The organism is Bradyrhizobium guangxiense (assembly GCF_004114915.1).
GTDB lineage: Bacteria > Pseudomonadota > Alphaproteobacteria > Rhizobiales > Xanthobacteraceae > Bradyrhizobium > Bradyrhizobium guangxiense.
In genome coordinates this window covers 5,950,261-5,965,339 of the sequence record NZ_CP022219.1, presented here as the reverse complement: position 1 = coordinate 5,965,339, position 15,079 = coordinate 5,950,261, and the positions used below count along the sequence as shown (strand labels likewise).

General features: G+C 64.2%; 12 protein-coding genes. 5 read left to right on the top strand and 7 right to left on the bottom strand.

The window, feature by feature from the left end; all coding sequences use genetic code 11:
• Positions 1–223: 223 nt before the first annotated feature.
• The 7 genes from X268_RS28600 to X268_RS28570 form a co-directional block, all read right to left on the bottom strand.
• On the bottom strand, positions 224–1,450 hold the full coding sequence (locus tag X268_RS28600) for an ABC transporter substrate-binding protein (protein WP_128928024.1): 1,227 nt from the start codon (positions 1,448–1,450) through the stop codon (positions 224–226).
• A gap of 122 nt (positions 1,451–1,572) precedes the next feature.
• On the bottom strand, positions 1,573–2,808 hold the full coding sequence (locus X268_RS28595) for an ABC transporter substrate-binding protein (protein ID WP_128928023.1): 1,236 nt from the start codon (positions 2,806–2,808) through the stop codon (positions 1,573–1,575).
• A 30-nt stretch (positions 2,809–2,838) separates the two neighbouring features.
• Complete coding sequence (locus X268_RS28590) at positions 2,839–3,858, bottom strand: branched-chain amino acid ABC transporter permease (protein WP_128928022.1); 1,020 nt, start codon at positions 3,856–3,858, stop codon at positions 2,839–2,841.
• A gap of 2 nt (positions 3,859–3,860) precedes the next feature.
• Positions 3,861–4,739 (bottom strand): branched-chain amino acid ABC transporter permease, encoded by an 879-nt coding sequence (locus X268_RS28585; RefSeq protein ID WP_128928021.1) that lies wholly within the window; start codon positions 4,737–4,739, stop codon positions 3,861–3,863.
• A 13-nt stretch (positions 4,740–4,752) separates the two neighbouring features.
• A complete protein-coding gene (locus X268_RS28580) occupies positions 4,753–5,466 on the bottom strand; it encodes an ABC transporter ATP-binding protein (protein ID WP_128928020.1) in 714 nt (237 codons plus the stop codon).
• The gene (locus tag X268_RS28575; protein ID WP_128928019.1) at positions 5,463–6,260 is read right to left on the bottom strand and encodes an ABC transporter ATP-binding protein; all 798 of its coding nucleotides are present in this window, start codon (positions 6,258–6,260) and stop codon (positions 5,463–5,465) included. Before X268_RS28575 ends, X268_RS28580 begins: the two co-directional genes overlap by 4 nt.
• 66 nt (positions 6,261–6,326) lie before the next feature.
• Positions 6,327–7,193 (bottom strand): IclR family transcriptional regulator, encoded by an 867-nt coding sequence (locus X268_RS28570; RefSeq protein ID WP_164937972.1) that lies wholly within the window; start codon positions 7,191–7,193, stop codon positions 6,327–6,329.
• A 131-nt stretch (positions 7,194–7,324) separates the two neighbouring features.
• Between X268_RS28570 and X268_RS28565 the strand changes: the two genes are divergently transcribed.
• The 5 genes from X268_RS28565 (at position 7,325) to pimD (ending at position 14,968) form a co-directional block, all read left to right on the top strand.
• Positions 7,325–9,421: a 3-hydroxyacyl-CoA dehydrogenase NAD-binding domain-containing protein gene (locus X268_RS28565; protein ID WP_128928017.1), complete on the top strand. Its 2,097-nt coding sequence runs from the start codon at positions 7,325–7,327 to the stop codon at positions 9,419–9,421.
• A 146-nt stretch (positions 9,422–9,567) separates the two neighbouring features.
• Positions 9,568–11,250, top strand: coding sequence for a dicarboxylate--CoA ligase PimA (gene pimA, locus X268_RS28560; RefSeq protein ID WP_128928016.1), 1,683 nt, complete (start codon positions 9,568–9,570; stop codon positions 11,248–11,250).
• A complete protein-coding gene (locus X268_RS28555) occupies positions 11,247–12,434 on the top strand; it encodes an acetyl-CoA C-acyltransferase (protein WP_128928015.1) in 1,188 nt (395 codons plus the stop codon). The genes pimA and X268_RS28555 overlap by 4 nt, the downstream gene beginning before the upstream one ends.
• A gap of 16 nt (positions 12,435–12,450) precedes the next feature.
• Positions 12,451–13,641 (top strand): pimeloyl-CoA dehydrogenase large subunit, encoded by a 1,191-nt coding sequence (gene pimC / locus X268_RS28550; RefSeq protein ID WP_128928014.1) that lies wholly within the window; start codon positions 12,451–12,453, stop codon positions 13,639–13,641.
• A gap of 184 nt (positions 13,642–13,825) precedes the next feature.
• Positions 13,826–14,968 (top strand): pimeloyl-CoA dehydrogenase small subunit, encoded by a 1,143-nt coding sequence (gene pimD, locus X268_RS28545; RefSeq protein ID WP_128928013.1) that lies wholly within the window; start codon positions 13,826–13,828, stop codon positions 14,966–14,968.
• Positions 14,969–15,079: the final 111 nt, after the last annotated feature.

The following is a 15,079-nucleotide window of genomic DNA, read 5'->3' as shown; positions in this document are numbered from 1 at the left end:
TGGTGTGTGTGCGTCCCTTTTCTTGGCTTGATGGTTTTTGGCGACGCGAGCGCAATTCAATACGATTTGGCGGAGACCTTCAACAGAAAGCCCCTGCGACTGCGTCGCAGGGGCTGCGTCTTTAGTAGTCACAGACGACCGGCTTTCCGTGTGCGACTGCGAGAAGGGACGGCTGTCCTGGGTTGTTTAATGCATCCGGCATCGATTTCGAGTTGCGGCGGCGTCAGTGACCCGTCTCGCTGGAGATGATGTCGCCGAACAGCTCCCATTTCTTGCCCTTGAACCGCATCATCTGCAGCTGCTCGATCGGGGCGAAATTGTCCGGCGCGGTGTTGATCTTGATGCCGGGCAGCAGCGTGTCGGGTGCGAAATCCCTCAAGGAGGCTGCCTGCTTCATGACGTTCTCGCGGGTGAGCTCGTCGCCGCACATCTGCAGCACCTTCACCATGGTCTGCGCGGCGGCGTAGCCGAACACGACGCCGGCATCGAGCTTGTTGGCCTTGGGGTCGTATTGCGCGACGAAATTATAGAACTTCTTCATGCCGTCGTCGGCATTCCACTGCGGGTCGGAGCCGTCCTTGGTGTAGCTCGCCGACAGAATGCCCTGGGAGATCTCGAAGCCGGCCGGCTCGATCACGCCGCCGACCGAGGCCGAGACGTTGGAGATGATGTGGACCGGATGCCAGTTGATCTCAGCCGCCTTCTTGATCGCTTGCGCGGCGAATTTCGGGGTGGTGATGCTGATGAAGACGTCGGCGTCCGAGGCCTTCAGCTTCACGATGTGCTCGTCGATCGCGGGCTCCGAGGTGTCGTAGGCCTCCTGCAGCACGATCATCGAGGCCTTGGCGCCGAGGCCGTCCTTCAGTCCCTTCAGATAGTCCTTGCCGAAATCGTCGTTCTGGTAGAGCACGCCGATCTTTCCGTCCGGCTTCTCTTTCATGATGTACTTGGCATAGATGCGCGCCTCGCTCGCGTAGCTCGGCTGCCAGCCCATGGTCCAGGGATATTGCTTGGGATCGTTCCACTTCGAGGCGCCGCTCGCCACGAACAATTGCGGCACCTTCTTCTCGTTCATGTATTTGCGGATGGCGCTGTTGGTCGAGGTGCCGAGCGAGCCGAAGATCAACAGCACCCCGTCGCTCTCGACCAGCTTGCGCGCCTGCTCCACCGTCTTCGGTGGCGAATAGGCGTCGTCATAGGAGATGAACTTGATCTTGCGGCCGTTGATGCCGCCCTCGGCATTGACCTTGTTGAAATAGGCTTCCTCGGCCTTGCCGATCGCGGCATAGGCCGAGGCCGGGCCGCTATACGGCATGATATTGCCGATTTTGATCTCGGTATCGGAGGCGCCGCTGTCGTACCTCTTCTGCGCCAGTGCCGGGCTGTTCATCGCAGTGCACAACGCCAGCGCGGCCCAGAGCGGCGCAACCTGAAAACGAACAGCGGTCATTGCTCTCCTACCCCGGATTGGATCGGCGCCGCATTGAACAAGATTGACGCCAGCCGTCAACAAAAAGCCCCCGCGATCGCTCGCGGGGGCTTCTGGGAAGGTTGAACTATTGCGTCCGCCCGTCACTCGGAGGCGACGTCGCCGCTGATGATCTCGCCGAACAGTTCCCACTTCTCACCCTTGAAGCGTTGCATCTGGAGCTGGGCGATCGGGGCGAAGTCGGTCGCGCTGGTGTTGATCTTCACGCCGGGCAGCAGGGTGTCCGGCGCGAAGTCCTTCAGGCTCGCGGCCTGCTTCATGATGTTGGCCCGGGTGAGATCGTCACCGCACATCTCCAGCACCTTGGCCAGCGTTGACGCAGCGCCGTAGCCGTAGACCATGCTGGTGTCGGACTTGTCGGCGCCGGGCATGTACTTGTCGACGAACTCGTTCCACTTCTTCATGCCGGGATCGTTGGCCCACTGCGGATCGGTGGAGTCCTTGGCATAGGCCGCCGACAGCACGCCCTGCGCGGCTTCGAAGCCGGCCGGCTTCATCACGCTGCCGACCGAGATCGATACGTTGGTGAGGATCTGGAGCGGCTTCCAGCTGAGCTCGGCGGTCTTCTTGATGGTCTGGGCCGCGAACTTCGGCGTGGTGTAGATCAGCAGCACGTCCGGGTTGGCCGCCTTGATCTTGACGATGTGGCCGTCGATCGAGGGTTCCGACACCTCATAGCTCTCTTCCATGATGATCATGGAGGAAGCCTTGGCGCCAAGGCCGTCCTTGGTGCCCTTGAGGTAGTCTTTGCCGAAATCGTCGTTCTGATAGAGGATCGCGATCTTCGCGTCGGGCTTCTCCTTCATCAGCCATTTCGCGTAGATATGCGCTTCGCTCTGGTAGGAGGGCTGCCAGCCCATGGTCCAGGGGAAGTTCTTCGGGTCGTTCCACTTGGTGGCGCCGGTGGCGACGAACAGCTGCGGGATCTTCTTGGCGTTGAGATATTTCTGGATCGCCGTGTTCGAGGGCGTGCCGAGCGGATTGAAAACGGCCAGGACCTCGTCGCTCTCGATCAGCTTGCGCACCTGCTCGACGGCCTTCGGCGGCGAATAGCCGTCGTCATAGGTGACGAAGTTGACCTTGCGGCCGTTGATGCCGCCCTTGTCGTTGATCATCTTGAAATAGGCTTCTTCGGTCTTGCCGATGATGCCATAGGCCGACGCCGGACCGCTGTACGGCATGATGTTGCCGATCTTGATTTCGGTATCGGACGCGCCGGTGTCGTATTTCTTTTGGGCGAGTGCTGCGCCGGAGGTGAGAGTGATGGCCGCCGTTGCCGTGACCAGCGCGGCGGCTCGCAGTGTTCTTCCAAAATACAATTCGGTCTCCTTGGTTAATTCAACGAATCTTCAGTTCTTCTTGAGCTTCCCGGCCAGTTGCTGGCCCAGGATCGCAGCCTGCCTTGCGCCATGCGGCACCAGGTAGATGACGAGGAACAACAGCACGCCGAACACCGCGCCGGAGAGGCCCTTGGAGATGCTCTCCGCCATGTTCGGCACGAAGATGATGAACGCCGCGCCGACGAACGATCCGGGCAGCCAGCCGACGCCGCCGACGACCATGCCGAGGAACAGCGAGATCGCCAGCGTGATGGTGTAGCTGTCGGGTGCGACGAACTGCACGGCGATGGCGCCGAGCGAGCCGGCAACACCGGTGATACCGGCGGACACGCCGAAGGCCAGCGTCTTGTACAGCGCGACGTTGACGCCCATCGAGGAGGCTGCGATCTCGTTGTCACGGATCGCCATGAAGGCGCGGCCCGAGCGGGAGCGCAACAGGTTCACCGAGAAGATGTAGATCGCGATCGTCACGACGAGGGTGAAGTAATACAGCCACATGTCCTGCGACATCGGCAGGCCGAACGGCGCGTCGGGCTTGGTGACGACGAGGCCCTGCACGCCGCCGGTCCAGTGCTCGAGGAAGTTCAGCTTCAACAGCTGCGGCATCGCGGTGGCAAGCGCGAAGGTCGCGAGCGCCAGATAGACGCCCGAAAGCCGCAGCGCCGGCTTGCCGAACAAATAACCGAATCCGAAGCAGACCGCGGCGGAAATCGGAATGGTCAGCGCGTAATTGATGTTGGCGTGCTCCATCAACACCGCGGTCGTATAGGCGCCGACGGCGTAGAAGGCGCTCTGGCCCAGCGAGAACTGGCCCGAGCCGCCGGTCAGGATGTTCAGCGCCAGCACCGCGAGCCCGTAGATCAAGAGCATCGTCATCTGGAAGATGATGAAGTTCTTGACGAAGGCGGGCGCGATGAGCAGCGCAGCGAGGACCACCAGCGAGGTGCCGGTGCCCAGCGTCATGGCGCGCTTCGGAACGGCCTCGACCGCCTCGTGGCCTTCTGCAACGACTTCTTCTGCAGCGCTCATGATCAAACTCGCTTGACGATGTGCCGGCCGAACAGGCCAGCGGGTTTGACGACCAGGACGGAGATGATCAGCGCGAGCGCGATCGGCAGTTTCAGCTCGTTGCCGACGCCGGGGATGTAGGTGCCGGCGAGATTCTCGAAGACGCCGACCAGGAAGCCGCCGACCACGGCGCCGAACGGGCTCGACAGCCCGCCGAGCACCGCGGCGGCAAAGCCGTAGATCAGCACGCCGCCCATCATGTTGGGCTCCAGGAACACGACCGGCGCGATCAGCATGCCGGCGATCGAGCCGATCGCGGTCGCCATGCCCCAGCCCAGCGCTATCATCCAGCTCGTGTTGATGCCGACGAGGCGGGCCGATTCAGGCACCGAGGCGGCGGCGCGCATGGCGAGGCCGATGCGGGTGTACTGAAAGAAGAAATACAGTCCCAGCAGCAGCAGCACGGTGACGCCGATCATGCCGGCCTGGTGGGTCGAGATCAGCTGGCTGCCCAGGAAGGGCGAGGAGCCGAACGGGGTCGGATACTGTTTGATGGTGAAGTCCCAGATCAGGCCGGCGGAGGAGTTGATGATCGCGAACAGCGCGATGAAGCCGGCGACGTTGGTCAGCACCGGTGCTTTCGCAAGCGGCTTGAACAGGATGCGCTCGATCGCGATACCGGCGACGAAGGAGAATGCCAGCGTGATCACGAAGGCGGCCCAGTAGGACACGCCCCATTGCATCAGCTGCCAGGAAATGAAGGTCGAGAACATCGCCATCTCGCCCTGCGCGAAGTTGAGATGGTCGATGGCCTGGTAGATCATGACCACGGCGAGGGCCATGCAGGCGTAGATCGCGCCCGTGGCGATGCCGGCCAGGACCTGGTTGGTGAACAGCTCCATTGTCCCGGCTCCCTCAGTAACCCAGATAGGATTTACGGATTTCTTCGTTGTTCGCGATGTCCTTGGCGTTGCCCGACATCACGATGCGTCCGGTCTCGATCACATAGGCCTGGTCTGCCAGCTCGAGCGCGAGCTGGGCGTTCTGCTCGACCACCAGGATCGACACCTTGTCCTCGCGGTTGATCTTGCCGAGGATGCCGAACAGGTCGCGCACCACCAGTGGCGCAAGACCGAAGGACGGCTCGTCCAGCAGCATCAGGCGCGGCCGCAGCATCAGCGCGCGGGCAACCGCGAGCATCTGCTGCTCGCCGCCCGAGAGCGTGCCGGCCTGCTGGGTGTGCCGCTGCTTCAACACCGGGAAGTGCGCATACATGCGCTCAATGTCGGAGACGATGCCGGCGCTGTCCTTGCGGGTGATGGCCCCGAGCTGGAGATTCTCCTCCACCGTCATGGTGGTGAAGGTGCCGCGGCCCTGCGGCACATGGGCGATGCCGAACCGCACGATGTTCTCGGTCGAGCGATTGTTCAGCGGCTTGCCGTCGAACTCGATCGCGCCGGTCGAGCGCACCATGTTGCAGATCGCGCGCAGCGTCGTAGTCTTGCCGGCGCCGTTGGCGCCGAGCAGCGTGGTCAGGGAGCCCTCGCTAAGCGAGAAGGACAGGCCATGGAGCGCCTGGACCTGGCCGTAATAGGCGCGCAGGTCCTTGACGTTGAGCAGCGTCGTCATTGGTCCTTGCTCCCGAGATAGGCCTTGATGACGTCGGGGTCTGCCTGCACCTGGGCAGGGGTGCCTTCCGCGAGCTTCTTGCCGAAATTCAGCGCGACGACGTGGTCGGCGATCGACATCACGAGGCCCATGTGATGCTCGACCAGCAGCACCGTCATGTGGCGCTCGTCACGGATTTTGCGGATGAGGTCGCCGAGCACATAGACTTCCTCGTGGTTGAGGCCACCGGCGGGCTCGTCGAGCAGCAGGATCTTCGGATCGGCCGCCAGCGCACGCGCCAGCTCGACGCGCTTCTGCGTGCCGAAGGGCAGGCCTGACACCACAGTGTGGGCGACGTCCTCGAGATCGAGATAGGCGAGAATCGCGTGCACCTTCTTGTTGACACTGGTCTCGCTGCGCCGCACCCACGCCAGTTTCAGGGAGTCGCTGATGATGTCGCTGGAGGTCTTTGAATGGGCGCCGACGCGGACGTTGTCCATCACCGAGAGGTTCGGAAACAGCGCCACGTTCTGGAAGGTGCGGCCGATGCCGATCTCGGCGATGCGGTGCGGCGGGCGCGACAGGATGCTGACGCCCTCCATCAGGATATCGCCGGACGAGGGCTGATAGAGTCGGGACAGGCAGTTGAACAGCGTGGTCTTGCCGGCGCCGTTGGGCCCGATCAAGCCGAGGATCTGGCCCTTGTGCATGTCGAAGGACACGCCGTTGAGCGCGACGATGCCGCCGAACACGACGCTGACGTCGCGAACCGCGAGCAGGGGCGATGTCCCCCGCGCGAGCTGTGCCTGCGTCATCTCGTCTCGCCCACGCGATTGAGTGAGCGAAGGGGCGATGCGAACCGCTCCCAATGATGACAAAGGCTATCTGATCCCCTCGGCCACACGCGCAACTTTTCCTCCTGATTTCAGCTTTTTGCTGACTTCTTTTTTGGAATGCGGCATCAGACCCCCGAGTGCCGCTTCGATGTTCCTTACCATCGTGAGCAGACGCGGTCCAATGTCGTTGATCAAACGCTCTTCCGTGAAGCGGAATGCGGGCGCACCGCAATTGAAAGCGTAAGGTCCGGTTCCGTCGTTGAGCCTGAGCGCGACGCCGGCGGCGCCGATGTCGTCGTGCCAGTCGCCGACCGAAATCGCAAAACCGTATTTCGCGACGGTTTCGCCGGAACGTTCCAATCCGTCGCGCATCTTCGGCCAGCGGCTGCCGTAATGTTCGCGCAGCAGGCGCGACAATTCCGTGCGATCCTCGTCGTCGAGCGCCCAGAAATAGGCCCGGCCCATCGCACTGGTTGCAATCGGCACGCGGGAGCCGACGTCAAGTTGAACGCCGACCGTCTCGCTGCCGCGGCTCTGCCCGAAATAGATCATGCTGTGACGGTCGCGGCCGCCGACCGCGACGGCGCCGCCGGTCGCGCGCATCACTTCTTCGCGGAACGGCTCGGACAAATGCCGAACGCCGAGATTGGCGAGCGCGGCGTAGCCGAGCGACATCGCAGCAGGCGTGAGCTGGTATTTCTCGAAGCGGGGAACCGGCGCAAGATAACCGAGCTTGGTCAACGTGTAAGTCAGCCGCGACACCGTCGGCTTGGGCAGGTTGGTGCGCGCCGCAATCTCCTGATTGCCGAGCAAGCCGTCATTGGGGTGGAATGCGCGCAATACGTCCAGTCCGCGGGAAAGCGCGACGACGAAATTCCGATCGGTCGCAGTCTTCTTTCCTGTACGCTTCATCCCTGATCTGCTTCTTGCGCGGAGTCGTTGACAAGCCACGTGCTTCAAAATAACCCTGCCGTCAAGATGCGGAATTAAATTCCGCACCGCGAAATCGAACAAAAGTTAATCCCCACCAAGGAGGGAACACCGTGAGCGAAGTGGTCAAGCTTGAGCGTCATGACGAGGTCGGGATCGTCACGGTCAACAGCCCTCCGGTCAACGCGCTGAGTGCCGCGGTCCGCGATGGTATCTTGGAATGCATCAAGGCCGCCGTCGCCGATCCCGCCATCAAGGGCATCGTGCTGACCTGCGCCGGCCGCACCTTCATCGCCGGCGCCGACATCACCGAATTCGGCAAGCCGCCGAAGCCGCCCGCCCTCAATGACGTGCTGTCCGAGATCGAGAACTCGCCGAAGCCGGTGGTCGCCGCCATTCACGGCACCGCGCTCGGCGGCGGTCTCGAGGTCGCGCTCGCCTGTCATTTCCGCGTCGCGGTGAAAGAGGCCAAGCTCGGCCTGCCCGAGGTGAAGCTCGGTCTGCTGCCGGGCGCCGGCGGCACCCAGCGTCTGCCGCGCGCGGTCGGCCCCGAGCTCGCCGTCAAGATGATCGTCGGCGGTGATCCCATCGGCGCTGCGGACGCGCTCAAGAGCGGCCTGATCGAGGAGATCGTCGAGGGACCGGCGTCGGGCGGCGAAGCCTTCGTGCGCAAGCTGCTGGCCGAGAAGCGTCCGCTGCGGCGTCTGCGCGACGACGATTCCAAGATCGCGACCGCCAAGGCCGACCGCTCGATCTTCACCAACGCGGTTGCCGCCATGACCAAGAAGTCGCGCGGCCTGGAGGCGCCGTTCGCCGCCGCCGACGCCGTCGGCTACGCCATTGACCTGCCGTTCGACGAAGGTCTGAAGAAGGAGCGCGAGGGCTTCCTCAAGCTCGTCGCCAGCGATCAGTCCAAGGCGCAGCGCTACGCCTTCTTCGCCGAGCGCGAGGCCAACAAGATCGCGGGCGTTCCTGAAGGCACCAAGCCGCGGCCGGTGAACCGCGTCGCCATCCTCGGCGCCGGCACCATGGGCGGCGGCATCGCGATGTCCTTTGCCAATGCCGGCGTGCCCGTCACCCTGATCGAGACCGGCGAAGAGCAGCTCAAGCGCGGCATGGGCATCATGCAGAAGAACTGGGAAGCGACCGCGGCGCGCGGCGGCATCCCGGCGGATGCGCCCGCCAAGCGCATGGCGCTGATCAACGGCGTCGTCGGCATCGAGAATGTCGGCGATGCCGATCTCGTCATCGAGGCCGTGTTCGAGACCATGGCAGTGAAGAAGGAAGTATTCGGCAAGCTCGACCAGTACGCCAAGCCCGGCGCGGTGCTCGCCTCAAACACCTCCTATCTCAACATCGACGAGATCGCGAAGTCGACCAAGCGTCCGCAGGACGTGCTTGGCATGCACTTCTTCTCGCCAGCCAACGTCATGAAGCTTTGCGAGATCGTGCGTGCCGACAAGACCGCGCCGGATGCGCTGGTGACCGCGGTGACGATCGCGCGAAAGATCGCGAAGGTGCCGGCCGTGGTCGGCGTCTGCGACGGCTTCGTCGGCAACCGCATGCTGGCCCAGCGTGGCAAGCAGTCGGAAAAGCTGCTGTTTGAGGGCGCGCTGCCGCAGCAGGTCGATGCCGTCGTCACCAAGTTCGGCATGCCGATGGGCCCGTTCGCGATGGGCGACCTCGCCGGCCTCGACATCGGCTGGCGCTCGCGGGAAGACCGCGGCATCAAGTCGGAAATCGCAGATGCGCTGTGCGAAGCCGGCCGGTTCGGCCAGAAGACCGGCAAGGGCTACTACAAGTACGAGGCCGGCTCCCCCGCGCCGCTGCCCGATCCGGAGGTCGAGAAGCTGATCGACGAGACGCTGCTGCGCCTCGGACGCAAGAAGCGCGTGGTCAGCGACGAGGAGATCCTCGAGCGCATGATGTATCCGATGATCAACGAGGGCGCGAAGATCCTGGAAGAGGGCATCGCCGCGCGTCCCTCCGACATCGACGTGGTCTGGCTCTACGGCTATGGCTGGCCGATCTACCGCGGCGGCCCGATGTTCTGGGCCGACAGCGTCGGTCTCAAGCACATCGCCGACCGTCTCTCCTTCTATGCCAAGGAGACCAACGACCCCAGCCTCGAGCCCGCCCCGCTGCTGAAGAAGCTCGCAGCCGAAGGCAAGACGTTCGCCTCGCTGGCCGCCGAGTCGAAGGCGGCTTGATGGAGCTTCGCGCTCCAGCTCTCGGTCATTCCGGGGCGCCCGCAGGGCCAACTATGGTGCGCAGTTGCGCACCTGAGAATCTCGAGATTCCGGGGGGCGACTTGGTCGCGCCCCCGGAATGACGGTCTGTGCAGTTTAAGGAATCCATGACCCATCCCGGCGAACAGTTTTACCCCGAGGGCGTGCGTTGGGACGATCCCATCGTCCAGGGCTCGTTGCCTGACCTCTTGTCGAAGGCCGCCGCCGACTACGGCCCGCGCACGGCGCTGGAGTTCCGCGACCGCGCGATCAGCTACACCGAACTCGCAGCTCAGGCCGACCGTGCCGCCGCGGCGTTCCTGCGGGCCGGCTGCGGCAAGGGCACGTCGGTCGCGTTGTTCCTCGGCAACACGCCCGACCATCCCGTCAATTTCTTCGGCGCGCTGAAAGCAGGCGCCCGCGTCGCGCATCTCTCCCCACTCGACGGCGAGATCGCGCTGACGCACAAGGTCTCGGATTCCGGCTCGCGCCTGCTCGTCACCTCGAACCTTGCCGCACTGCTGCCGACCGCGCTGAAATTCCTGGACAAGGGCCTGATCGACAAGCTCGTCGTCTGCGAGGACGACACTTGGGGCAAGGTCGGCACGCCGCAAGCGGCGATCCCAAATGATCCCCGCATCGTCACCTTCAAGACCTTCGTCGAGGGGGCGGCCGCGCCTGCGCAATGGCCGAACGTGACGGCCGACGACGTCGCGCTGCTGCAATATACCGGCGGCACCACCGGCCTGCCCAAGGGCGCGATGCTGACGCACGGCAATCTCACCGCGGCGGTGTCGATCTACGACGTCTGGGGCAAGCCGGCGCGCGCGGCGCGCGGCGAGGTGATCGAGCGCGTGATCTGCGTGCTGCCGCTGTTCCACATCTATGCGCTCACCGTGGTGCTGTTGTCCTCGCTCAGCCGCGGCAATCTGATTTCGCTGCATCAGCGCTTCGACGTCGAAGCCGTCATGCGCGACATCGAGGTCAAGCGCGCGACGTATTTTCCGGGCGTGCCGACGATGTGGATCGCGATCGCCGCGCTGCCCGATCTCGACAAGCGCGACTTCTCCTCGCTTGCCACCATCGGCTCCGGCGGCGCGCCGCTGCCGGTGGAGATCGCGAGCTTCTTCGAGCGCAAGGTCGGCAAAAAGCTGAAGAGCGGCTGGGGCATGACCGAGACCTGCTCGCCCGGCACCGGCCATCCGCCCGCAGGGCCCGAGAAGCCCGGCTCGATCGGCCTGATGCTGCCCGGCATAGAGCTCGACGTCGTCGCGCTCGACGATCCCAGACGGGTGCTGCCGCCCGGCGAGGTCGGCGAGATCCGCATCAAGGGCCCGAACGTCACCAAGGGCTACTGGAACAAGCCGGAGGGCTCTACCGAGGCCTTCGTCGACGGCCGCTTCCTGACCGGCGACATCGGCTATGTCGACACCGACGGCTATTTCTTCCTGGTCGACCGCAAGAAGGACATGATCATCTCCGGCGGCTTCAACGTCTATCCGCAGATGATCGAGCAGGCGATCTACACCATTCCGGGCGTGCACGAGGTCATCGTGCTCGGCATTCCCGACCAGTATCGGGGCGAGGCCGCAAAGGCCTTCATCAAGCTGAAGCCGGACGCCAAGCCGTTCTCGCTCGACGAGCTGCGCACCCAGCTCGCCGGGAAGGTCGGCAAGCACGAATTGCCGGCCGCGGTCGAGTTCGTCGCCGATCTGCCGCGCACGCCGGTCGGAAAATTGTCGCGCCACGAATTGCGCCAGCAGCAGAAACCGTCACAATCCATCCAACCCGTATCAGGAGGTCGTTCTTGACCGACGCCGTCATCGTTTCCACCGCCCGCACCCCGATCGGCAAGGCCTATCGCGGCGCGCTCAACGCCACCGAGGGGGCGACCCTGCTGGGCCACGCCATCGGCGAAGCCGTCGCCCGTGCCAAGGTCGATCCGAAGGAGATCGAAGACGTCGTGATGGGTGCAGCGCTGCAGCAAGGCGCGACCGGCGGCAACATCGCGCGCAAGGCGCTGCTGCGCGCCGGCCTTCCCGTCACCGTCGCCGGCACCACCATCGACCGGCAGTGCGCCTCGGGCCTGCAGGCGATCGCGCTCGCCGCGCGCTCGGTGATCTTCGACGGCGTCGAGATCGCGGTCGGCGGCGGCGGCGAGTCGATCTCGCTCGTGCAGAACGACAAGATGAACGGCTTCCACGCCCAGGATCCGGCGCTGCTCAAGATCAAGGGCGAGGTCTACATGCCCATGATCGACACTGCCGAAATCGTCGCCAAGCGCTACGGCATCTCGCGCGAGAAGCAGGACGAATATTCGCTGGAGAGCCAGCGCCGCACCGCTGCCGCCCAGCAGGGCGGCAAGTTCAAGGAGGAGATCGCGCCGATCACGACGCAGATGGCGATCACCGACAAGGCGACCGGCGCCGTCTCGATGAAGGACATCACGCTGTCGCAGGACGAGGGCCCGCGCCCCGAGACCACGATCGAAGGCCTCGCCGGCCTCAAGCCCGTGCGTGGCGACGGCTTCACCGTCACCGCCGGCAATGCCAGCCAGCTCTCCGACGGCGCCAGCGCCTGCGTGATCATGAGCGACAAGGAAGCGTCCAAGCGCGGCCTCAAGCCGCTCGGCATCTTCCGCGGCTTCGTCTCGGCCGGCTGCGAGCCGGACGAGATGGGCATCGGCCCGGTCTTCGCCGTGCCGCGCCTGCTCAAGCGTCACGGCCTCACGGTCGACGACATCGGTCTGTGGGAGCTCAACGAAGCCTTCGCGGTGCAGGTGCTGTACTGCCGCGACAAGCTCGGCATCGACCCCGAGAAGATCAACGTCGACGGCGGCGCGATCGCGGTCGGCCATCCCTACGGCATGTCGGGCGCGCGCCTGACCGGTCACGCGCTGATCGAAGGCCGCCGCCGCAAGGCGAAGTACGCGGTCGTCACCATGTGCGTCGGCGGCGGCATGGGCGCGGCCGGGCTGTTCGAAGTATTGCAGTAATTCACAGGAGGATCCGATGGATCTCGCATTCACGAAGGAAGAGCAGGCGTTTCGCGAGGAAGTGCGGCAGTTCTTCCGCGACAACGTGCCGCCGGACACCCGGCGCAAGATGGTCGAGGGCCGCCACCTCTCGAAGGACGAGATGGTGACGTGGTGGCGCATCCTCAACAAGAAAGGCTGGGGCGTCAGCCACTGGCCCAAGCAATATGGCGGCACGGGCTGGACCTCGGTGCAGCACTACATCTTCAACGAGGAGCTGCAATCCTATCCGGCGCCGCAGCCGCTCGCCTTCGGCGTCAGCATGGTCGGCCCCGTCATCTACACCTTCGGCAACGAGGAGCAGAAGAAGAAGTACCTGCCGCGCATCGCCAATGTCGACGACTGGTGGTGCCAGGGTTTCTCCGAGCCCGGCTCGGGATCCGACCTTGCCTCGCTGAAGACGAAAGCCGAGCGCCGTGGCGACAAGTGGATCATCAACGGCCAGAAGACCTGGACCACGCTCGCCCAGCACGCCGACATGATCTTCTGCCTCTGCCGCACCGACAACAATGCCAAGAAGCAGATGGGCATCTCCTTCATCGTGTTCTCGATGAAGTCGAAGGGCGTCACGGTGCGTCCGATCCAGACCATCGACGGCGGCCATGAGGTCAACGAGGTCTTCTTCGACGACGTCGAGGTGCCCATCGAGAACCTGATCGGCGAGGAGAACAAGGGCTGGGACTACGCAAAATTCCTGCTCGGCAATGAGCGCACCGGCATCGCCCGGGTCGGCGTCTCCAAGGAGCGGCTGCGCCGCATCCGCGAGCTCGCCGGCAAGGTCGAATCATCAGGCAAGCCGATCATCCAGGATGCCGCGTTCCGCGAGAAGCTCGCCGCCTGCGAGATCGAGCTGAAGGCGCTCGAATTGACGCAGCTGCGCGTCGTCGCCGACGAGGGCAAGCACGGCAAGGGCAAGCCCAACCCGGCCTCCTCGGTGCTGAAGATCAAGGGCTCGGAGATCCAGCAGACCACCACCGAGCTGCTCATGGAAGTGATCGGCCCGTTCGCCGCGCCCTACGATGTGCACGGCGACGACGGCTCGAACGAAGCCATGGACTGGACCGCCCAGATCGCGCCAAGCTACTTCAACAACCGCAAGGTTTCGATCTACGGCGGCTCCAACGAGATCCAGCGCAACATCATCGCCAAGGCGGTGCTGGGGCTGTGATCTTCCACCTCTCCGCGACGGCGGGGAGAGCAATATTTCCACCGTCATTCCGGGGCGCGACGAAGTCGCGAACCCGGAATCCATCGGGCCGCATACGCAGAGGCGAAATGGATTCCGGGCCTGGCCCTTCGGGCCATGCCGGAATGACGAGGCCAAATAAGTCCGGGTACGAGGAACCAAAGAAATGGATTTTGATCTGAACGAGGAGCAGCGGCTTCTCAAGGAAAGCATCGACGGCCTGCTGACCGACTCCTACGATTTCGAGCAGCGCAAGAAGTACATGAAGGAGAAGGGCGGCTGGAGCAAGACGGTCTGGCTCAAGCTGGCCGAGCAGGGCCTGCTCGGCCTGCCCTTCAGCGAGGCCGATGGCGGCTTCGGCGGCGGCGGCGTCGAGACCATGATCGTGATGGAAGCGCTCGGCAAGGCGCTGGTGCTCGAGCCTTATCTCGCGACGGTCGTGATCGGCGGCGGCTTCCTGCGCCATGCCGGCACCGATGCGCAGAAGGCCGCGCATGTGCCCGGGATCATCGACGGCAGCAAGACGCTGGCGTTTGCGCAGCTCGAGAAGAACTCGCGCTACGATCTGTTCGACGTCACGACGACCGCGAAGAAGAAGGGCGACGGCTACGTCATCGACGGCGAGAAGTTCGTCGTGCTCAACGGCGAGAACGCCGACACGCTGATCGTCACCGCGCGCACGAGGGGTGACCGCCGCGACAGAAGCGGCATCGGCGTGTTCCTGGTCCCGGCGAACGCCAAGGGCGTCGCCAGGAAGGGCTATCCGACCCAGGACGGCCTGCACGCCGCCGACATCACCTTCACCGGTGTCGAGGTCGGCCCGGATGCCGTGCTCGGCAACCCCGAGGATTCTCTCGCGCTGATCGAGCGCGTGGTCGATGAAGCCCGCGTCGCGCTCTGCGCGGAGGCGGTCGGCCTGATGGACGAATCGCTCAAGACCACGGTGGAGTACATCAAAACGCGAAAACAGTTCGGCGTCGCGATCGGCTCGTTCCAGTCGCTGCAGCACCGCGCCTCCGACATGTTCGTCGCCACCGAGCAGGCGCGCTCGATGTCGATGTTCGCGACCATGGCGAACGATTTCGAGAACGCCAAGGAGCGCACCAACGCCATCGCTGCGGCCAAGGTGCAGATCGGCAAGTCGCTGAAATTCGTCGGTCAGCAGTCGATCCAGCTGCACGGCGGCATCGGCATGACCATGGAGGCGAAGATCGGCCACTACTTCAAGCGCCTCACCATGATCGAGAACTCGTTCGGCGACACCGATTACCACCAGCGCCGCGTCGCCGACGCCGGCGGGTTGGTGTAGTCGCCGCCACCACTGTCATCCCGGGGCGCGCGTAGCGCGAACCCGGGATCCATCGGGCGGCAACACGCGCGGTGAAATGGATTCCGGGTTCGCGCTACGCGCACCCCGGAA

Coding starts and splice junctions, on each gene's coding strand:
- X268_RS28600 (WP_128928024.1), bottom strand. CDS start 1,450: ATGACCGCTGTTCGTTTTCAGGTTGCGCCGCTCTGGGCCGCGCTGGCG.
- X268_RS28590 (WP_128928022.1), bottom strand. CDS start 3,858: ATGAGCGCTGCAGAAGAAGTCGTTGCAGAAGGCCACGAGGCGGTCGAG.
- X268_RS28585 (WP_128928021.1), bottom strand. CDS start 4,739: ATGGAGCTGTTCACCAACCAGGTCCTGGCCGGCATCGCCACGGGCGCG.
- X268_RS28580 (WP_128928020.1), bottom strand. CDS start 5,466: ATGACGACGCTGCTCAACGTCAAGGACCTGCGCGCCTATTACGGCCAG.
- X268_RS28575 (WP_128928019.1), bottom strand. CDS start 6,260: ATGACGCAGGCACAGCTCGCGCGGGGGACATCGCCCCTGCTCGCGGTT.
- X268_RS28570 (WP_164937972.1), bottom strand. CDS start 7,193: ATGAAGCGTACAGGAAAGAAGACTGCGACCGATCGGAATTTCGTCGTC.
- pimA (WP_128928016.1), top strand. CDS start 9,568: ATGACCCATCCCGGCGAACAGTTTTACCCCGAGGGCGTGCGTTGGGAC.
- pimC (WP_128928014.1), top strand. CDS start 12,451: ATGGATCTCGCATTCACGAAGGAAGAGCAGGCGTTTCGCGAGGAAGTG.
- pimD (WP_128928013.1), top strand. CDS start 13,826: ATGGATTTTGATCTGAACGAGGAGCAGCGGCTTCTCAAGGAAAGCATC.